The organism is Paraburkholderia jirisanensis (assembly GCF_054782355.1).
Window position 1 is genome coordinate 465,606 of the sequence record NZ_BAAGSQ010000021.1, and the last position, 19,930, is coordinate 485,535.

At 66.4% G+C, this 19,930-nt stretch carries 17 protein-coding genes; 10 read left to right on the forward strand and 7 right to left on the reverse strand.

All coding sequences use genetic code 11. The features are described 5' to 3' along the window. Nucleotides 1–135: 135 nt before the first annotated feature. Together ACYVNQ_RS11310 and ACYVNQ_RS11315 are read right to left on the reverse strand one after the other, a co-directional pair. Complete coding sequence (locus ACYVNQ_RS11310; RefSeq protein ID WP_460902563.1) at nt 136–2,073, reverse strand: MFS transporter; 1,938 nt, start codon at nt 2,071–2,073, stop codon at nt 136–138. Nucleotides 2,074–2,397: 324 nt separating this feature from the next. Beyond that, nucleotides 2,398–2,850 carry a CBS domain-containing protein gene (locus ACYVNQ_RS11315; protein WP_460902564.1) on the reverse strand — a complete coding sequence of 151 codons (453 nt, stop codon included), beginning with the start codon at nt 2,848–2,850 and terminating at the stop codon, nt 2,398–2,400. A gap of 352 nt (nt 2,851–3,202) precedes the next feature. Here ACYVNQ_RS11315 and ACYVNQ_RS11320 point away from each other — a divergent pair, with 352 nt between their 5' ends. The 3 genes from ACYVNQ_RS11320 to ACYVNQ_RS11330 all read left to right on the forward strand — a co-directional run bounded on the left by ACYVNQ_RS11320 (nt 3,203) and on the right by ACYVNQ_RS11330 (nt 5,943). Continuing rightward, the gene (locus ACYVNQ_RS11320) at nt 3,203–4,564 is read left to right on the forward strand and encodes an O-acetylhomoserine aminocarboxypropyltransferase (protein ID WP_460902565.1); all 1,362 of its coding nucleotides are present in this window, start codon (nt 3,203–3,205) and stop codon (nt 4,562–4,564) included. After that, nucleotides 4,561–5,403 (forward strand): alpha/beta fold hydrolase, encoded by an 843-nt coding sequence (locus tag ACYVNQ_RS11325; RefSeq protein WP_460902566.1) that lies wholly within the window; start codon nt 4,561–4,563, stop codon nt 5,401–5,403. The genes ACYVNQ_RS11320 and ACYVNQ_RS11325 overlap by 4 nt, the downstream gene beginning before the upstream one ends. Before the next feature lie 213 nt (nt 5,404–5,616). Continuing rightward, a complete protein-coding gene (locus ACYVNQ_RS11330; protein ID WP_460902567.1) occupies nt 5,617–5,943 on the forward strand; it encodes an Mpo1-like protein in 327 nt (108 codons plus the stop codon). An 81-nt stretch (nt 5,944–6,024) separates the two neighbouring features. Here the strand turns inward: ACYVNQ_RS11330 and ACYVNQ_RS11335 are convergent, their stop codons facing one another. After that, a complete protein-coding gene (locus ACYVNQ_RS11335) occupies nt 6,025–7,380 on the reverse strand; it encodes a YihY family inner membrane protein (RefSeq protein ID WP_460902568.1) in 1,356 nt (451 codons plus the stop codon). An 87-nt stretch (nt 7,381–7,467) separates the two neighbouring features. Here ACYVNQ_RS11335 and wrbA point away from each other — a divergent pair, with 87 nt between their 5' ends. The 3 genes from wrbA to ACYVNQ_RS11350 all read left to right on the forward strand — a co-directional run bounded on the left by wrbA (nt 7,468) and on the right by ACYVNQ_RS11350 (nt 9,727). Then, the gene (wrbA, locus tag ACYVNQ_RS11340; RefSeq protein WP_460902569.1) at nt 7,468–8,073 is read left to right on the forward strand and encodes an NAD(P)H:quinone oxidoreductase; all 606 of its coding nucleotides are present in this window, start codon (nt 7,468–7,470) and stop codon (nt 8,071–8,073) included. 146 nt (nt 8,074–8,219) lie between these two features. Further along, nucleotides 8,220–8,549 (forward strand): DUF2069 domain-containing protein, encoded by a 330-nt coding sequence (locus tag ACYVNQ_RS11345; protein ID WP_460902699.1) that lies wholly within the window; start codon nt 8,220–8,222, stop codon nt 8,547–8,549. A gap of 269 nt (nt 8,550–8,818) precedes the next feature. Beyond that, nucleotides 8,819–9,727, forward strand: coding sequence for a metallophosphoesterase (locus ACYVNQ_RS11350; RefSeq protein ID WP_460902700.1), 909 nt, complete (start codon nt 8,819–8,821; stop codon nt 9,725–9,727). A 50-nt stretch (nt 9,728–9,777) separates the two neighbouring features. Here ACYVNQ_RS11350 and ACYVNQ_RS11355 read toward each other — a convergent pair whose 3' ends face one another. Further along, complete coding sequence (locus ACYVNQ_RS11355) at nt 9,778–9,939, reverse strand: hypothetical protein (protein WP_460902570.1); 162 nt, start codon at nt 9,937–9,939, stop codon at nt 9,778–9,780. 229 nt (nt 9,940–10,168) lie between these two features. Further along, the gene (locus tag ACYVNQ_RS11360) at nt 10,169–11,107 is read right to left on the reverse strand and encodes a LysR family transcriptional regulator (protein ID WP_460902571.1); all 939 of its coding nucleotides are present in this window, start codon (nt 11,105–11,107) and stop codon (nt 10,169–10,171) included. Between the two features lie 160 nt (nt 11,108–11,267). Here ACYVNQ_RS11360 and ACYVNQ_RS11365 point away from each other — a divergent pair, with 160 nt between their 5' ends. From ACYVNQ_RS11365 to ACYVNQ_RS11380, 4 genes are read left to right on the forward strand one after another with little or no spacing between them, the layout of a single operon-like run. Continuing rightward, entirely contained in the window at nt 11,268–13,091 is a 1,824-nt protein-coding gene (locus tag ACYVNQ_RS11365; protein ID WP_460902572.1) for an efflux transporter outer membrane subunit, read from the forward strand. A 17-nt stretch (nt 13,092–13,108) separates the two neighbouring features. Next, nucleotides 13,109–15,325 carry an FUSC family protein gene (locus ACYVNQ_RS11370; RefSeq protein ID WP_460902573.1) on the forward strand — a complete coding sequence of 739 codons (2,217 nt, stop codon included), beginning with the start codon at nt 13,109–13,111 and terminating at the stop codon, nt 15,323–15,325. Next, complete coding sequence (locus tag ACYVNQ_RS11375) at nt 15,322–15,525, forward strand: DUF1656 domain-containing protein (protein ID WP_460902701.1); 204 nt, start codon at nt 15,322–15,324, stop codon at nt 15,523–15,525. The genes ACYVNQ_RS11370 and ACYVNQ_RS11375 overlap by 4 nt, the downstream gene beginning before the upstream one ends. A gap of 18 nt (nt 15,526–15,543) precedes the next feature. Further along, a complete protein-coding gene (locus tag ACYVNQ_RS11380) occupies nt 15,544–16,410 on the forward strand; it encodes an efflux RND transporter periplasmic adaptor subunit (protein ID WP_460902574.1) in 867 nt (288 codons plus the stop codon). A gap of 93 nt (nt 16,411–16,503) precedes the next feature. On the opposite strand, the gene ACYVNQ_RS11385 is transcribed toward ACYVNQ_RS11380, so the two are convergent. Continuing rightward, nucleotides 16,504–17,880: an FAD-dependent oxidoreductase gene (locus ACYVNQ_RS11385; protein ID WP_460902575.1), complete on the reverse strand. Its 1,377-nt coding sequence runs from the start codon at nt 17,878–17,880 to the stop codon at nt 16,504–16,506. A gap of 454 nt (nt 17,881–18,334) precedes the next feature. Then, entirely contained in the window at nt 18,335–19,822 is a 1,488-nt protein-coding gene (locus tag ACYVNQ_RS11390) for a DEAD/DEAH box helicase (RefSeq protein ID WP_460902576.1), read from the reverse strand. Between the last annotated feature and the right edge of the window lie 108 nt (nt 19,823–19,930).

A 19,930-nucleotide genomic window follows, 5' to 3' on the forward strand; every position in this document is an offset into this window, starting at 1 on the left:
GGGCCAGGGGCCGCGCGGGCTGTGGCGGGGCTTGTCGTGGCCGTGGTTCGTGGTGGTTCGTGGCGGCTCGCTACCGGCTTGCCGCCTGCCTGGCCTGCCCGCGGCCGGTTCGCGAACGCGCGTTACGACGCGCCACTACTTCCGCGCGCCGCGCAGTTCCATCACGATCTGCTGCAGTCCGTCGGGCGTGACCTGTGCCGGCTCGATTGGTTCGCCGACTGCGAGCGTCAGCCGGCTCATCACGCCCTTGTGAAGCGGCCGCGGCCAGCTTCCGCCACCCGAGCGCGAAAACACGCTGCCCCACAGCCCACGTAGCGCCATCGGTATGACCGGCGCGGGCGCGCGCTGCAGAATCTCGGTGACGCCGTGTTTGAACGGATTCATGTCGCCGGTTCTGGTCAGTTTGCCCTCGGGGAAGATGCAGACCAGTTCTCCCGCCTCCAGCGCCTGCGCGCAGCTGGCGTAAGCGCGCTCGAGCAGCGCGGCGTCTTCATGCGCGGGCGCCACCGGAATCGCCTTCGCATGACGGAACAGCCAGCCGACCAATGGCGTGCGGAAAATGCGGTGATCCATCACGAAGCGGATCGGCCGCGGGCTTTCGGCCATGATCACGAGCGCGTCGACATAGCTCACGTGGTTGCAAACCAGCACCGCCGCGCCCTCGTGCGGAATCCGCTCGGCATGCACGAGGCGGATCCGGTAGAAGGTGTGCACCAATATCCACGCCACGAAGCGCAGCAGAAACTCCGGCACCAGCGAATAGATGTAGACCGCGACCAGCACGTTGAGCAGCGCAGTTGCAAGAAACAACCCCGGAATGCCGACGCCTGCCGAAGTCAACGCCACCGCCATCAGCGAGGAGACGATCATGAACAGCGAGTTCAGGATATTGTTCGCCGCGATGATGCGCGCCCGGTGGCTCGGCTGGCTGCGGCTCTGAATCAACGCATAGAGCGGTACGCTGTAGAAGCCGCCGAACATCGCCAGCAGGAACAGATCGGCGAGCACCCGCCAGTGCGACGGCACCACCATGAATTCGCCCACCGTCAGCAGATGCGACGCCGGCGGCAGCGCATGGCTGGCAAAAAACAGATCGATTGCGAATACGCTGAGGCCGATCGAGCCGAGCGGCACGAGGCCGATTTCGATACGCCGCTTCGACAGCCGCTCGCACAGCAGCGAACCGATGCCAATGCCGGTCGAAAACGTCGCGAGCAGCACGGTCACCACGTCCGGATTGGCGAACAGCACGTCTTTCGCGAAGCGGAAAAACGACGACAGGAAAGTCGCACCGACGAACCACAGCCACGAAATGCCGAGCAGGCTCAGAAACACCGTGCGGCTCTCTTTGGCCAGTTTCAGATTGCGCCAGGTTTCGCTGACCGGATTCCAGTTGATGTCGAGGCACGGCTGCGCGGGGCGCGACGGCGGCACGAAACCGGACACCACCCGGCCGACCAGCGCGATCGCAATGCAGCCGCCGGCGAGCATCGCTTCGCCGTGCGCGGACGCGCCGGCCGCGGCGCCGCCCGCGATCGTGCCGAGCAGGATCGCGACGAAGGTGCCCATTTCGACCATTCCGTTGCCGCCAACCAGTTCGTCCTTCTCCAGGTGCTGCGGCAAATACGCATACTTGACGGGGCCGAACAGGGTCGAATGCACGCCCATCAGGAACGTGCACAGATACAGCAGCGGCGCACTGTGCAGCCAGAAGCCCGCGCCGCCCACCAGCATCACGCCGATCTCGAAGGTCTTGACGAAGCGCGTCAGCATCGCCTTGTCGTATTTATCGGCAATCTGGCCGGAGGTGGCGGAGAACAGCACGAACGGCAGGATGAAGATCGCGGAAATCAGAAACGCGGCCGTCTCCGGATTGACGCCGGAGAAGCGCGCTGCCTGATACGTGACCAGCGACGTGAAGCCGATCTTGAACACGTTGTCGTTCATCGCGCCGAGGAACTGCGTCCAGAAGAACGGCGCGAAGCGGCGCAGACGCAGCAGGCGGAACTGCGATTCGTGGGCGGTGCCGGTACGGGCGGCACGGCTGGCGGTGGGTAGCGGGCGATCGCTCATGAAGTTGTGCGGGTGAAAAAGCAGGAACGCGCAATAACGGGCCACTGGCAGCAGCGGGCCACAACCCATGCTCCGCTACGACACAGTCGCAGCAGCCTATGCGTTGCGGCTGTTGCTGCGACAGCGGATACAAAAAAGCGCGCGCTTTCGCGCACGCTCCGCTCGCATCTGATGCATGCGACATCGGGATACCGGCACCCTACACCAGGCCGCTGACACATTGGCGCGAGCCGGGCAGGCCCGCTTCGCATGCTGCGCTCAGGTCGTGGTGTTTGCCGCACGCCGGTTCTTTACGAAACGCCGATGCCGCGCTGCCGACAACCCTTATTGCGCCTGCTCGCGCTCTTCCGGCCAGTCGCGGATGTAAGCCTTGAGCATCCGGTTCTCGAAGCCCTGCTCCTCGACCACCGCTTTCGCGACGTCGTAGAACGAGATCACGCCCATCAGCGCGCGGCTTTCCATTACCGGCAGATAACGTACGTGATGCTCGAGCATCATGCGGCGCACTTCGTTGACATCGGTTTCCGGCGTGCAGGTGAGCGGGTGGTCGTCCATGACCTTGCGGATCGTGTTGGTGCCGACCGCGCCACCGTTGCGGCTCAAGACCAGGATGATTTCGCGGAACGTCAGCATGCCGACCAGATCGCCATACTCCATCACGACAAGCGAGCCGATGTCGTGCTCGGCCATGGCATTGACCGCTTCAATGAGCGGGGTATCGGGAGTAACCGTAAATAAGGTATTCCCTTTGACTTTGAGAATGTCGCTGACTCGCATGATTCGTCTCCTGATGAAGCGGCGGAATAGGCTTAAAGGCTCAAACTGGCATGATTTTCGATCCTAGCGGAAAGGCCCTTAAAAGGAAAGCTGCCTGTCTGGGCTGACTACGCGGGCTGCTTGCGCGGCCTGATTGTGCGGCTCCGTGGGCTGCTCAAGGGGCTGCTCGGGGGCTTGCCCACGGGCTTGCCCAGGCCGGTCCCGGAGCATCGACAGCGCTCTTGCGTGTGTCTGCACAAACTACCATGCACGCCGCCGGCCAGGCGTTATCCAGAGGTGGAACGGCGCGGCGCGGGTGCTACGATGCCTCCACCCTCACCTTCGCGCAGGCCAGTCCGCCTGCCGCCTCACGATGCCCGCCAACCGCTTCGACACGCTGGCGCTGCATGCCGGCGCCGCCCCCGACCCCGCGACCGGCGCCCGCGCGACGCCGATCTATCAGACCACGTCGTTCGCGTTCCGCGACACCGACCATGCTGCGGCGCTGTTCAACATGGAGCGCGCGGGCCACGTGTACTCGCGTATCTCGAACCCGACGGTGGCGGTATTCGAAGAGCGTGTGGCTGCGCTCGAAAACGGCGCCGGCGCGATCGGCACCGCAAGCGGCCAGGCCGCGCTGCATCTGGCGATCGCCACACTGATGGGCGCGGGTTCGCATATTGTCGCGTCGAGCGCGCTGTACGGCGGCTCGCACAATCTGCTCAGTTACACGCTGCCGCGCTTCGGCATCGAGACGACCTTCGTCCAGCCGCGCGATCTGGACGGCTGGCGCGCGGCGTTGCGGCCAAACACGCGCCTGCTGTTCGGCGAAACGCTCGGCAACCCTGGGCTCGACGTGCTCGACATCGCCGCGGTCGCGCAGATCGCCCACGCGCATCGCGTACCGCTGCTGGTCGACTCGACCTTCACGACACCGTGGCTCGTCAAGCCGTTCGAGCACGGCGCCGACTTCGTCTACCACTCGGCGACGAAGTTTCTCGGCGGTCACGGCACGACCATCGGCGGCGTGCTGGTGGACGGCGGCACCTTCGACTTCGCCGCGTCGGGGCGCTTTCCCGAATTCACCGAGCCGTATGCGGGTTTTCACGGCATGGTGTTCGCGGAGGAAAGCACGGTGGCGCCGTTCCTGCTGCGTGCGCGCCGCGAAGGATTACGCGACTTCGGCGCGTGCCTGCACCCGCAGGCTGCGTGGCAATTGCTGCAGGGCATCGAAACGTTGCCGCTGCGCATGGAGCGCCATATCGCGAACACCCGCAAGGTGGTCGAGTTTCTCGTCGCGCATCCGGCGGTCGAATCGGTCGCTTATCCGGACCTGCCGTCGCACCCGGATCACGCACTCGCGCAGCGTCTGCTGCCACGCGGCGCAGGCGCGGTGTTCAGCTTCAATCTGCGCGGCAACCGCGCGGCCGGACGCAGTTTCATCGAATCGCTCGCGCTGTTCTCGCACCTCGCGAACGTCGGCGATGCCCGCTCGCTGGTGATCCACCCGGCCTCCACCACGCACTTCCGCATGGACGCCGCCGCACTCGCCGCTGCCGGCATTGCAGAGGGCACGGTACGGCTGTCGATCGGACTCGAAGACCCGGACGACCTGATCGACGACCTCAAACGCGCGCTGAAAGCCGCGCAAAAATCCGCCGGCGACGCTACACGCACGCCGCCTCGCGCACCTGAGGCGCCTTCGAGCGATACGTCGCGCGAGGAGTCCGCATGATCCTCGACGTGCACGACAAGGCTGCCTACGCGTACACCGGCGGCAAACGATTCGACCCGGCGCTGCCGGCCGCCATCCTGATTCACGGCGCCGAGCACGACCATAGCGTGTGGGCGCTGCAAAGCCGCTACTTCGCGCACCACGGTTTCAGCGTGCTGGCGGTCGATCTGCCCGGGCACTGCCGCAGCGCCGGACCGGCGCTCGCCAGCATTGCCGCGCTGGCGGATTGGGTGGCGACGCTGCTCGACGCCGCCGGCGCCGCGCGCGCATTCGTTGCGGGCCACAGCATGGGCTCGCTGGTCGCGCTCGAGTTCGCAGCCCGCTACCCCACCCGCGCAACCCATCTCGCGCTGCTTGCGACAGCCGTGCCGATGGCCGTCTCCGATGCGTTGCTCGACGCCGCCCGCGACCGCGAAGCGCAGGCGATCGACATGGTGAACCAGTGGTCGCATTCGACCATCGCGGCCAAGCCATCCTGCCCCGCGCCGGGCTTCTGGCTGCACGGTATGAACCAGCGCCTGATGGAGCGCGTGGCCGCCGTGGGCGAGGCGCACCTGTTTCATACCGACTTCAGCGCGTGTAACGACTACGCGGATGGCCTCGCGCGCGCCGCACAGGTGCGCTGCCCAGTGCGCATGATCGTCGGCCGCCGCGACCTGATGACGCCGCCGCGCGCCACCCGTGCGCTGGCCGACGCACTGCGCGCCACGCAGGTGCCGGTTGACGTCGTCACGCTCGACGCAGGCCACGCGCTAATGACCGAGCAGCCTGATGCGACACTCGATGCGCTCTATTCATTCGCGACGCGCTCCCAGCGCGATACGCAACTGCCCGCATAGCGCCGTGCCTCGCAGGCCAAGGCACGGCACATGCTCGCCACGAGCCTTGCGCGGCATATCGCAAGACCGGATGCGCAGTCCGCCGCAGCACCGCTACCTTAACCGGACGCGACCCAACGCACCATCCGCCGAACGGCCAGGTTGCGCCGCCGCGGCACTCGCAGCACAATTGTTTTCACCCGGCGGACGCGCCAGCTGCCATGGGAGCCGATGATGACCCAGCAATCCACTCGCAATGAACCGCAGTTCACGAACTTCGCGCAGTTCTATCCGTTCTATCTGGGCGAGCATCGCAATCTGACGTCGCGGCGCCTGCATTTCGTCGGCTCGCTTGGGGTGATCGGCTGTGTCGCGATGGCGCTCGCGACAGGCGACTGGCTGTGGCTGCCGGCGGCCGTCGTATGCGGCTATGGCTTCGCGTGGGTAGGCCATTTCTTCTTCGAAAAGAATCGTCCGGCCACTTTCCGCCACCCGCTCTATAGCCTGATGGGCGACTGGGTGATGTTCAAGGACATTTGCGTCGGAAAGATCTCGCTGTAACGAGAATAGATAAACGCGGCCTGCATGCGCGATGCAGTGTGACTCGCGGCGCGGCAATCTGCCAGACGCCCGGCCGCTGCATCACGCCACCCGATGCGGCAGCGCCGAAGCCGCGTCAGTCTGGCCGTCAGCCGCGCGCTGGGTTCGCTCCGCTTCGCGCGCCGCAAGTAGCGCGGCAAGCGAAACGTCGAGCTTGTCGTTATCGAGTGCGGCAAGCAGCATCGCGCCGTGAATGCGTGTGGAGTCGAGATTGAGCTGATATTCAAGTTCGCCGCGCTCGATCACAAAGCGCTCGTACAGCTGCCGTACGGTGATTTGCTGCGAGTTGGCGAGCAGCAGGAAGCGCGGCTGCGCACCGCCTTCTTCGAGCTTCACGATCCAGCCCGCTGCCTCGAGCTGCTGCAGCAGACGCACCGTCGTATCCATGTCGCGGCCGAGCATGCGTGCGAGCTGCGCCACCGTATAGCCGCGCGCGCCATCATTGCGCGGATCGTCGCGCGCTTCGCGCAGCGTCGCGAGCAGTTCGAGCGCGTACAGCAGGTCGCTGCCTGCAAAGTACGGCCGGTGAAATTGCCCAACGCGTATGGCCGGCAACGCGGAGGCCACCATCGCGCCGATCAGCGTGATGAACCAGCTGAGGTACATCCACAGCAGGAACAGCGGCACCACCGCAAACGCACCGTACACGGCCGTATAGGTCGGCATGCGGCGGATATAGAAACCGAAGCCGCGTTTGGCGAATTCGAACGCGATCGCCGCGCATACGCCGCCCACCACCGCATCGCGCCACTCGACGCGGCAGTTGGGCAGATAGACGTACATCATCGTGAACGCGAGCACGGTGAGCGGCAGCGCCGCGCCGGTCAGCGCCCACTCGATCAGCGAAGGAATATGCGTGGCCGTGAAAGCCATCGAGCGCGTAAACAGATACGACGAGATCGACAGGCTCACGCCGATCAGAATCGGGCCGAGGGTCAGGATCGCCCAGTACACCAGCACGCGCTGCGCGAACGGCCGTGCCTTGCGCACGCGCCAGATCACGTTGAAGGCGGATTCGATCGTCATCATCGTCATCACCGACGTGACGAACAGCACGATCATGCCGAGGGTCGTCAGCCCTTTGGCCTTCGACGCGAACTGGTTCAGGTATTTGAAGATCTGGCTGTTGAACTGCTCAGGCATCAGATGATCGGCGAGGAAACCCTGCAGCGAACTCTGAAACGAAGCGAAAATCGGGAAGGCCGTGAACAACGCGAAAGCGACGGTGGCGAGCGGCACCAAGGCAAGCATCGAGGTGAACGTCAGGCTGCCGGCCACCTGCGGGATACGGTCTTCGCCGCTGCGTTGCGCGGCGAATTTTGCGAGCCGTTTGATCGTGTCGAAATCGACCCGCAAACGGGACAGCAGCGACAGCAAATCGTGCCCCTTCCACTTCATGAATCTCTCCGTCATGCCCCGATGCCCGTGTGCGTGGCCTGAGCGTCGAACCGAGCCCCTATAATACCCGCTCACTCGAATGGGCCTATGAAAGACATCCTCGTGCTTTATTACAGCCGGCACGGCGCCACGCGCGACCTTGCGCTGGCCATCGCGCAGGGCGTCGACAGCGTGGCCGGCATGCAGGCGCGTGTGCGCACGGTGCCGCCGGTGTCGACGGTTTGCGAAGCCACCGCGCCGGACATTCCGTCAGAAGGTCCGCCGTACGCGGAGTTGCGCGACCTCGAACAATGCGCGGGCCTCGCGCTCGGCTCGCCCACCCGCTTCGGCAATATGGCCGCACCGCTCAAATATTTTCTCGATGGAACCACGCCGCAATGGCTGTCGGGTGCGCTGTCCGGCAAGCCGGCTTGCGTGTTCACGTCGACCGGTAGCCTGCATGGCGGCCAGGAAAGCACCCTGCTGTCGATGATGCTGCCGCTTCTGCACCACGGCATGCTGATTGCCGGCATCCCGTACACCGAAAGCACGCTGAACACCACGCAGACCGGTGGCACGCCGTACGGCGCGTCGCATTTCGCGCGCGTCGGCTCGGGTTCGCAAGGCATCTCGGCTGACGAGAAAACGCTGGCCGTCGCACTGGGCGTGCGCATCGCGCGTGCCGCGGCGGCGCTGGCTGACGCGCGCCTGTGAACACGCCCGGGTCGGGTTCGTCAAAAGCGCCGGCGCCGGCGCCGTCGTCTGCGTCGTCTGCGTCGTCTGCGTCGTCCACGCCACCCACGCCGTCCGCCCGCCCCACGCACACGGCCCCACTCGCCGCATATGGCGCGCTCGCCGCACTGCTCCTGCTGATCGCGTTATCGATTGCATGGGAATGGCGCGTTGCGCCGCTGCGTCCGGGCGGATCGCTGCTCGTGCTGAAAGCCGTGCCGCTGCTGCTCGCGTTGCGCGGCGTCGCGCGCCGCAGCCTGTACACGCTGCAATGGGCGTCGATGCTGATCCTGCTGTATCTGATGGAAGGCATCGTGCGCGGCATGAGCGATGCCGGCCTGAGCGCATGGCTCGGCTGGCTGGAAGCGCTGCTCGCGGCAGCATTCTTCGGATGCGCGCTGGCCTATCTCGCACCGTTCAAACGCGCCGCGCGCCGCGCAAAAAAAGCCGAACAATGACAGAAAACGCGATCGGCCCGTTGGCGCGACCAGCGAGCCCTTCGCACTGCATCGCCAGCCAGACGAACCGCCAGATGAGACAAGCGCGCCTCGCATGAACGCCGGGCGTGAGCGTCACGCACAAATACCTCGCACAAACCCCGCGCTTAAGCGCGCTGCACAAACCCGCCACACCCGGCCCGCGCGACACGCATCGCAGCCACTGCACAGGTGCTACGCTACCCACACCGCGCCGCCCGCCCGGCGCACAGGACATGGGAGCCCTACCGATGAAGATCCGCGTGCTGTCCGACCTGCACCTCGAATGCGACGAGCCCGACGTGATTCCGCACGCCGCAGCCGACCTGATCGTGCTTGCAGGCGACATCCACAATCACGCGCAGGGTTTGCGCTGGGCTGCCGAGGCGTTCGACGGCGCGGTACCGGTGGTCTACGTGCCCGGCAACCACGAGTACTACGACGGTGAATTCGGCGCGATGGAAGCGGCGATGCAGGATGCCGCCCACTCGGTCGACAACATTCACTTTCTGAACAACGCGGCGCTGGTCGATCCACAGGGCCGCTGGCGCGTGCTCGGCACGACGCTGTGGACCGATTTCGACCTGTATGGTGCAAGCGATGCGCAGCGCACCGCTTCGATTGCCGCCGCGCAACGTGCGATGCTCGACTATCGCGGGCTCATTCAGGTGACGTGGGCAAGCCAGGCGGACGACACGCTCCCGCCATCCGGACAAACAGCGGCTACCGCTCAAGCCGGCATCGACGTCAACGCCCAGCAACCCACCGCGCCACAAGCATCAACGCCAAAGCCCAGCACAGCGCGCAATTTCACGCCGGCCGATTCGCTCGCGATGCATCGGCACGCCCGCGCGTGGCTCGAACAGCAGCTCGCACAGCCATTTGCCGGCAAGACGATCGTGGTCACGCATCACGCGCCGCATCGACGCAGCCTCGCATTGCAGTATGCGCACGATCTCGTGTCGTCGGGTTTCGTCAGCGATCTGACGGATCTGGTGCGCGCGCCGGTTGCACTGTGGGTGCACGGCCACACGCACACCGCGTTCGATTACGTGGAGAACGGCACACGGGTAGTCTGCAATCCACGCGGCTATTTCGATCTACGCACGGGAAAGCTGGAAAACGAGCAGTTCGCGTGGGACAAGGTGGTCGAGATCTGAAGCACCGCTCACCTGCGTCCGTCACCTGCGTCCGTCATCCACGCCGCGCATCACAACCCGCTCGCATCATCTCTGCGCGGGGGGCGCCCGGTGCGCACCTTGATGGGCACGAGCCGTTGCTGCGTCCGCATGCGGCGCAGCAGATCGCGCGTCGCGGCAATGCCGATCAGTCCAAAAATCACGGCCACACCGATCATCAGATTCGTATCCATGCTGTTCCTCTTTCATTGCGGATTACCGCGTGCGCCGGTGCGAACTCCGGCAGCAGCATGGTCTCCACGTTAACAAAAGAGGCGCGCCCGGAAAGTAAGCAAGTGTTGCGATGCGGCGCACATGTAACAGCAGCGCGGATAACCGCCCCGATCACCAGGCAAAACACCGCACCGGGCACCGCACCCGACACCGCCCGAAGCAGCCCCCTGTGACAACGCCCACGCCCGCTCAGGTGCGCACAAACCTGCGCAATTCAGCCTGATCGCCGGCCAGCGTCGCGGGCAGCTCGTCGCGTAGAAACTCCACCCACGTGCGGATTTTCGCGTCGAGGTACTGACGCGACGCGTACAGCGCATACAGTGCCATCTCCTGCGCGGTGTACTCCGGCATCACGCGCACCACCTGGCCGCTGCGCAGCCCGGCGATGGCCGAATAGATCGGCAGCAGCCCGATGCCCATGCCTTCGCGCACGGCCACCGCAAGCGCCTCGGCCACGTTCACCGAAAAGCTTCCCGCGCCGAGCGCGACGGTCTCCTGTCCGTTCGGGCCGTTGAACACCCACTCGTCGGCCGGCGACACCGGCGTGATCATCTGCAGACAGGTGTGCTGCAGCAAGTCGCCCGGCGTACGCGGCACGCCATAGCGCTCCAGATACTGCGGCGATGCGCAGGTAATACTGAACACGCTGCCCAGGCGCTGCGACACCAGCCCCGAATCGGGCAGATTGTGCGCCAGCACGAGCGCCACGTCGTAACCCTCATCGAGCAGATCGGGCAGCCGCTGCGCGAGCGTCAGCTCGACTTGCACATCCGGATAGCGCTGCCGGTAGCGGCCCACTGCCGGCACGACGTAGTGCTGGCCGAAACTCGTCATCGCGTGGACCTTGAGCTTGCCCGACGGCCGCGCGTGCGCGTCGCTCGCCTCGGCCTCCGCCTGATCCACGTACGCGAGGATCTGCTCGCAGTGGTGCAGATATCGCTCCCCCGCCTCGGTCAACGCGATGCGGCGCGTGGTGCGGTTCAGGAGCCGCGTGCGCAAGTGCGCCTCGAGGTCCGACACGGCACGCGACGCGTACGCGGTCGTGGTGTTCAGGTGCTGCGCGGCGGCGGTGAAACTGCCCGCTTCGACGACGCGGACGAACACACGCATGTTCTGAAGCGTATCCATGGAGATCCCTCAACTGCAAACTGGTGCTGATTGTTGCACAATCGGTAAGGGTGATTATCTCAATTTCCGTAAAGATCCCTTGCACCTTTGCCGGTATTTTACCAATCCGCCGAAAAATATAATGGCGCACACAGCTTCATCGTCGATTAGGGAGAGAATCGTGCAGGTTGCGGTGAAAAAATGGAGCGCCGTACTCGCGGTTCTTGCGATCTCGCTAACAGCCGGTTGCGCGACACCCGGCGGTGTTGCACCGCAAACCAGCGGCGGCAACGACCCGGCAACGCTCGATGTCGGCGCGGCGATCCGCGCGGCCGACGTCGATGCCCAATGGCCGGACCTCGACTGGTGGCGTGCGTATCGCGATCCGCAACTGGACGCGTGGATGGAAAGCGCGCTGACCGGCAATCCGACGCTCGCCGCCGCGCAAGCGCGGGTGCGCAATGCGCGGGCGCTGGCGGCCACGGTCGCCGCCGACCTGGCGCCGCAGGTCAACGGCAGTCTGTCGATCCAGCGCGAGCACTGGCCGGACAACGTGTACTACGGGCCGGGCCCGCTTGCCGATCAGACCACCTGGAACAACACAGCCTCGCTCGGTCTGTCGTATCACCTCGATTTGTGGGGCCGCGACAAGAACGCCGCCGAAAGCGCGCTCGACCTCGCGCACGCACGCGCCGCCGATGCACGCGCGGCGCAGCTTGAAATCGAAGCGAACGTGGTGCGTGCTTATATCGAGATGTCGCTGAACTACGCGCTGCTCGACAGCGCGAAGAGCACGCTCGAACAGCAGCAGCAGGTCGCGGCGCTGGCCAGCCGGCGGCTCAAGGGCGGCCTCGGCACGCAGCTCGAAGTGACCCAGGCGCAAACGCCGCTGCCCGAAGACGAACGGCGCATCGATGCGCTCGAAGAAGCGATCGCGCTCGGCCGCAACCAGCTGGCCGCGCTGGCCGGCAAAGGCCCGGGCGCGGGCGATTCGATCACGCGTCCGCAACTGGTGCTGGGCGGCCCGGCAGGCCTGCCGTCGACGCTGCCGTTCGAGCTGGTCGGCCATCGCCCGGACATCGTCGCGGCGCGCTGGACGGTGGCGGCACAGGCGCGCGGCATCGATGTCGCACATGCGGACTTCTACCCGAACATCGATCTGCTCGCTTCGATCGGCGGCTATGCGGCGATGGGCCCGCTGTTCCAGTTTCTGAAAGCGCCTAACGGCAGCTGGAGCGCCGGCCCGGCGCTGTCGCTGCCGATCTTCGACGGCGGCCGGCTGCGCGCGCAGCTCGGCTCCGCGTCGGCCACTTACGACGAAGCCGCGCAGCAATACAACCAGGCGATCGTCGGCGCGCTGAAGGACATCGCCGATCAGGTCGTGCGGATCCGTTCGCTCGAAACCCAGGCGAAGGAAGCGCAGCGCGCGGTCGACATCGCGAGCCGCAATTATCAGCTGGCGCGCGAGGGCTATCGGCGCGGCCTGACCGACTACGTGAACGTGCTGATCGCGCAGACCCAGCTGCTGCGCGCGCAGGAAGGCGTCGCGCGGGTCGAGGCGGAGCGCCTGAATGCACGCGCAACGCTGGTGGTCGCGCTTGGCGGCGGCCTGGCGAGCCCGGCGGACGGGCCGGCGCAGGACGACGTGCTGCCTGCGCATGGTCGCGGCAAAGGAGCGACGGGCGGTGCAAGCCCGGCCGCGGCCGCAGCCGGTGCAGCCGGTGCAGCCGGTGCAGCCGGTGCAGCCGGTGCAGTCGGTGCAGTCGGTGCAGTCGGTGCAGTCGGTGCAGTCGGTGCAGTCGGTGCAGTCGGTGCAGTCAGCGTAACCGGCGTAACCGGCGACGCGAAGCCCGCGACACAGGGACAGCCCAAAGCCCAGGCAGCGGCCACCGCATCCCCCACCGCCCTTGCCGCTTCAACCGCCGACACCGCTGCCCGCGCATCCACCAGCGCCGCCGCGCCGCCCGCCGCAGCTGCGGCCACGGCCGCCACCGCCGCGCGCTGACCGAGGAGCCGCTCACCATGTCCACTCCGTCTTCCGCACAACCCCGCCCGTCCGGGTCGGCGGCGTCGCTGTACGCGGCAGCCGCCGGCTGGGCGCACACCGACGGCCGCGTCTGGATTTATCTGTTCAAGGCGCTGGCAGCCGCCTTCCTGTCGCTCGCCATCGCGATGAAGCTCGAGATGCCGCAGCCGCGCACCGCGATGACCACCGTGTTCATCGTGATGCAGCCGCAAAGCGGCGCGGTGTTCGCGAAGAGCTTCTACCGCGCGGGGGGCACGCTGGTCGGCCTCGTTGTGATGCTCGCGCTGCTCGGCCTGTTTCCGCAGCAGCCTGAACTGTTCCTCCTCGCCACCGCGCTGTGGGTCGGCATCTGCACTGCGGGCGCCGCGCGCAACCGCAATTTCCGCTCGTACGGCTTCGTGCTGGCCGGCTACACCGCTGCGCTGATCGGCATCCCGGCTTCGCAGCATCCGGATGGCGCGCTGCTGTCGGCGCTGACCCGCGTCTCCGAAGTGCTGCTCGGCATCGTCTGCGCAGGCACGGTCAGCGCGCTGGTGTTCCCCGAGCACACCGGCGAAAAGATGCGCGGCACGATCCGCGCGCGCTTCAGCTCGTTCGTCGACTACGTCGGCATGGTGCTCGCGGGCCGCATCGAACGCGCGCAGATCGAGGCGACCAACGCGCAGTTCATCGCCGACATCGTCGGGCTCGAAGCGATGCGCAGCATGGCAGTGTTCGAAAACCCCGCCGCGCGGCTGCGCAGCGGCCGGCTGTCGCGGCTGAACAGCGAGTTCATGGCGGCGTCGACGCGCTTTCACGCGCTCCATCAGCTGATGAACCGTCTGCACACCGCCGTTGCATGGTCGACCATCGATGCGCTCGAACCGTACTTCAAGGAAATCTCGCCGCTGTTGCGCAAGTCCGGCGAGCCGGTGCTGAGCGCCGCCGATGCGAGCGCCGCCGCGACCCAGCTCGAAGCGTACAAGGCTGCGCTGCCCAGACGCATCCATGCGACGCGCGCCGAACTCGAGCGCACCCATCCCGATGCACCGCTGCTCGATTTCGATACCGCATCCGAACTGCTGTACCGCTTCCTCGAAGACCTGCACGCGTACACCGCGACCTACGCGTCGCTCGCGGTCACGTCGCACGAACGCGAGCGCTGGGCCGAGCGTTACGAACCGAAAACGAATCTGCTGTCGGCCGGCATCTCCGGCGTGCGCGCGGCGATCGTCATGTGCGTGCTCGGCGCGTTCTGGATCGCCACCGCATGGCCGAGCGGCTCGACGCTGACGCTGAACGCGGCCGCGATCTGCGCGCTCGCATCGTCGTCGCCGAATCCGCCGCGCACCGCATGGCAGATGGCGCTCGGTACGGCGCTGTCGTCGATGCTGGCGATGCTGCTGACCTTCGGCATCTATCCGCATATCGACGGCTTCCCGCTGCTGTGCGTCGCGCTCGCGCCGTTCCTGCTGCTCGGCGTCTGGATGACGACCCGACCGAAACTGGCCGGCTACGGCGTCGGCTACTGCATCTACTTCTGCTTTCTCGCCGGGCCGGACAACCTGATCGTCTACGACCCGATGAGCTTCATGAACGACGCGCTCGCGCTGGTGCTGTCGATATTTGCCACCGCGCTCGCGTTCACCGTGCTGCTGCCGCCATCGTCGACATGGCTGCGCAAGCGCATGCTGAGCGAACTGCGCAGCCAGGTGGTGAGCGGCTGTCGCGGCCGCCTGAACGGGCTGCGTTCGCGCTTCGAAAGCGGCGCGCGCGACCTGATGTTCCAGATCAACACGCTCGCCAGCGACGCCGGGCAAAAACACGAGACGCTGCGCTGGTTGTTCGCGGTACTCGAAGTGGGCAACGCGATCATCGACCTGCGCCGCGAGATCGGCTCGCTGCCGCGCGATGCGCGCTACGACGCGTCGATGCCGTGGCGCGTGAAGCTGCGTGCGATGCGCGAAGCGGTCGGCCGGCTGTTCGAGAAACCGCACGCGCGGCGTCTCGATCGCGCGCTCGCCGCCACCAACGATGCGATCGCGGCGGTCCAGCAAATCCTCGTCGCGCTCGAGCCGCCGCGCGAAGAACGGCACCAGTTGCAACGCATCCTGAGCCACGCGCACTTTATCCGCAGCGCGCTGCTCGACCCTCAATCGCCGCTCGGCGAACTGGCCGCGCCCACGACGCCTGCCGCCCCCACCGCCCCGAGCCAGCCCCCAAGGAGCACCTGATGCCTCGTGAGATCGCCGTCCTCGACGCCTATATGCCGACCGTGGTGCTGCTATTCCTCGCCGGCGCCGCGCTGACCTGGTTCATCGACCGGATCCTTGCGTTCACGGGCCTCTACAACTTCGTCTGGCACCCGTCCCTGTTCCGCGCAAGCCTGCTGGTCTGCGTGTGCGGGGCGCTCGGACTTGCCGTTTACAGCTGACCTCAGAAGAGCCGCATCATGACCATCCGAAATATCCTGGGCTTCGTCGCGACCGCGGTGATCTTCGCGATCGCGGTACTGATCGGCCGCGTGCTGTGGATCCACTACATGGACGAACCGTGGACCCGCGACGGCCGCGTGCGCGCCGAAGTGATCAACATCGCACCGGACGTGTCCGGCGCGGTCGTCGAGCTGCCGGTGCGCGACAACCAGTTCGTGAAGAAAGGCGACCTGCTGATGCAGATCGACCCGTCGCACTTCCAGATCGCGGTCGAACAGGCGCAGGCCGCGGTGGCCGCACGCAAGGCGGAACTGCAGATGCGCCTCGACGACGCGAAGCGCCGCCGCGACATGGACAGCCTCGTGGTGTCGAAAGAAAGCAGCGAAAACGCGTCGCACACCGCCAATGCCGCGCAGGCGCAGTATCAGCAGGCGCTCGCGCAGCTCGATGCGGCGAAGCTGAACCTCGAGCGCACGCACGTGGTGGCGCCGGTCGACGGTTATGTGACGAACCTCGCCGTGTATCGCGGCGACTATGCGATCGCCGGCTCGCCGCGCCTCGCGATCGTCGATAGCCATTCGTTCTGGGTGTACGGCTACTTCGAGGAAACCAAGCTGCCGCACGTGCGCATCGGCGACCAGGCGCAGATGCGGCTGATGAGCGGCGGCGTGCTGCGCGGGCATGTCGAGAGCATTTCGCGCGGCATCTACGACCGCGACAATCCGCAAAGCCGCGAACTGCTCGCCGACGTGAACCCGACCTTCAACTGGGTGCGCCTCGCGCAACGCGTGCCGGTGCGGATCAAGATCGACTCGGTGCCGGGCGACGTGCTGCTATCGGCGGGCACCACCTGCACGGTGGTGGTGACGCCGTCGGTGCATTGAGGGGCGGTGCAACGGAGCTTGCGCGCGCCGTGCGGTCCCGTGCCGATTGACCCGCTACCGGGCGCCGTGAGCCCTGCGCCATAGCCCGCCGCGTCAGGCGCGTACCGGCACGTTGTCCTGTGCCTCAGCCCGGATCTGCGCGACCAACCGCTCGACCTTGTCGACGAACGCCGGCTCGCGCAGCGCCGAGGCCGGCTTCAGCAGTCCGATCACCTCGAACAGCCGCCGCTGAATCTCGGCATCGACAAAGGCCGCCTGATGTACCGCGACGTTGAAGTCGAGCGCCTGCTGCATGCCATCCGGCCGTACGCCGCGCGCGTGTGGATACGCGAGATCCGGCAGCGCGGATAGCGACCAGATGTTGTCGAGGGTCGGTGCGATCGCAGCCGCGAACGCGCCGAACAGGCCGTCGAGCGGCTGTGCGTTGCCTTGCCGCCCCGCCAGCAGATCGCGCAGCAGCACCGCCTGCTGCGCGGCCGAACTCATCCCCTGGCCGTATACCGGATTGAAGCGGCACAGCGCATCGCCGAACGGCACGAGACCGCGCGGCCAGTCCGCGAGCTGGTCGAAATGGACGCGCCGGCTTTCCGGAAACTTGAACTGCATGATGCGGCCGCGCAGCTTCGCGCGTTTCATCAGGTCGTGATGGGTGTGCGTCGTCAGTTTGGCCGAGTATTCGATGAAGCTCGGCCAATCGGCGGGAGGCGCATCCCCGCCGCGCGAGCTCAACGACGCGAAAAAGCTGTTGTCTTCGCGCGCGAGGACCAAGCCGGCGCGCGGATTGTCCGGCGCCTTCGGCATCGTCACCATCACGTGGAAGTCCGGCATCGCGCTGCCAGGAAACTCGACGATCGCGGTCGAATACGCGACATCGATGCCGATTGTGGTTTCTTCCGGCGCCGGCCGCCCGGAGGCCGCGAGAAACGCGAGGGTCAGCTCGCCGCGGCCGGATGCGTCGACCACCAGATCGGCTTCGTAGCGCTCCGGCATGCCGTCGCGCGCATCGCAGGTCACGGCGCTCACCGCGCGGCCGTCCGCCGCGGCGACGATGCCGGTTACGCGGCGACCGTCCAGAATCGCGATGTCGTTGCGCTCTTGAACGAAGCTGCGCACAACCGCCTCGATCAGCGGCCGCGAGCATTTGATCAGTTGCGTGCCGATCGGCCGCTCGGGCATCGACCGCCCGCCCACCTCGTAGACGAAGCGCGTGCAGAAGTCGGAATGTTTTGCGCCGGCCTCTACCAGCTTCGCGGAACAGCCGTCGAACAGCGCATCGAGCGCCGCCGCGCCGCCCGGCAACAGCGCGTGCGCGTGGCGGCCTTGCGGGACACCCATGCGGGCTTCGGGCTGCGCGGGCAACACGTCGCGTTCGAGCACCACGATTTTCTCGAACTTGCCGGACAGCGCCTGCGCCGCCGCCAGACCGCCGATGCCCGCCCCGATCACTACCGCACGTCTGCCGATGAACATCCTTGCTCTCCTCGTCCGATTGCCGCACGCGACACGATGCGCGTCGCCGGGCCGGTGCATCGCGCCGCGCACGACGTGGCAGTGGATGCGAATACGGCCCACGCTTCTGACAACAAGTGGCGGAAAGGAATATTCCGGCCACCACAGCGAGTTGAGCTTTGGCGAGGATTCGGGCAGGCGGGATTCGCGCAGGCGAGATGCGGGTGCAGGTTCGGGATGCGGGATGCGGGATGCGGGATGCGGGATGCGGGATGCGGGACGCGGGATGCGGGATGCGGATGCGGATGCGGATGCGGAGAATGCTGGAGATGCGAGGGGGGCGGGGGATGGGCCAGTGCTGCCGGCGGGCGGAGGTGGTGAGCAGTTCTCGCACCGCGTCGCGGAACCATCCGCCCAAAAAGAAACGCGGTGGCGCATCCGCGCCACCGCGTTCAATCTTTCACTACCTGACAGATCAGGACGACGTCGTCTTGCGCGGCATCCCGAAGCCGCCCAGCAACGCCGCCAGCGGCTGCCGCGAAGCCTGTTTCTGCGGCGCGTCCTGGTTCTCGTCGTGTTTGGCCGACGCCGCGGACAACGCCGCTGCCGACGGCTCATACGGCTTCAGGAAGAAATCGTCGACCGGCGCCTGACGGTGCGTCGCATGCGACGCGCCACGCTCGAAGCCACCGGTGCGGCGACGGCTGCTGCTGCCGCGCTCGTCGCGCTCGTCACGGCCACGCCGCGGGGCGCTGCGCTCTTCGTGATGGTGGCGCACCGGCGTATCGACCACCAGACGCTCGACGGTGAGCGGCCGCTTGATCAGTTTTTCGATGTCGGCGAGCTGCTTGCGCTCGTTGCCGCTAAACAGCGACAGCGCATCGCCCGACGCGCCAGCACGGCCGGTACGGCCGATCCGGTGCACGTAGTCTTCCGCGTTGAACGGCAAGTCGAAGTTGATCACCGCCGGCAGTTCGGCGATGTCGAGACCGCGCGCGGCGACGTCGGTGGCCACCAGCGCTTCGATCTCGCCGCGCTTGAACGCGTCCAGTGCCTGCATCCGCTCGCTCTGCGACCGGTCGCCGTGAATCGCGGTGGCGACCACGCCGTCGCGCTCGAGCTGCTTGGCCAGACGGCTTGCGCCGATCTTGCTGTTGCAGAACACGATGACCTGCTTCAGGTTGCGCCCGCGGATCAGCTGCACGACCGCGCCGGTCTTGTCGCCTTCGGCCACTTCGTAGACGATCTGCGTGACGTTGACCGCCGTCGAGTTGCTGCGCGCCACCTCGATGGTCTGCGGGTTGCGCAGATAGGTCGCCGCAAGCTTCTTGATTTCGGGCGAGAAGGTGGCTGAAAACAGCAGCGTCTGACGCTCTTTCGGCAGCAGGTTCAGGATGCGCTGCAGGTCGGGCAGAAAGCCCATGTCGAGCATGCGGTCCGCTTCGTCGAGCACGAGGATCTGCACCTGGCCGAGATTGGCGGTTTTCTGCTGCACGTGGTCGAGCAGACGGCCCGGTGTTGCGATCAGGATTTCGACGCCGCGCCGCAATTCGGCCGACTGCGGGTTCATGTCGACGCCGCCGAACACCACCAGGCTGCGCAGCGCGGTGTGCTTTGCATACGCCTGCACGTTGGCCGCAACCTGGTCGGCCAGCTCACGGGTAGGCGTGAGGATCAGCGCGCGCACCGGGTGGCGCGCCGGCGACGCGCTGGTGCTCGCCGTGGGCAGCAGCCGCTGGATGATCGGCAGCGAGAAGCTCGCGGTCTTGCCGGTACCGGTCTGGGCGGCCCCCATCACGTCCCGGCCAGCCAGCACGACGGGAATCGCCTCGGCCTGAATCGGCGTGGGCGTCGTGTAGCCCGAATCCACCACGGCTTTCAGAATGTCGGCGTCAAGACCGAACTGATCGAAGGTCGCGATGCTTTGGGGGGCTACGGAGTCGTTGGCAACTGTGTCGGACATGGTGGCTTTCGCTAATAAATGCGCTTAAACGCGGTGTGGCTCGCGCGTGACCCTGATCTGGCCTGAAAAACGATCTCTGAAGCGCACTTCAGAAATCGCCCTGAAGTG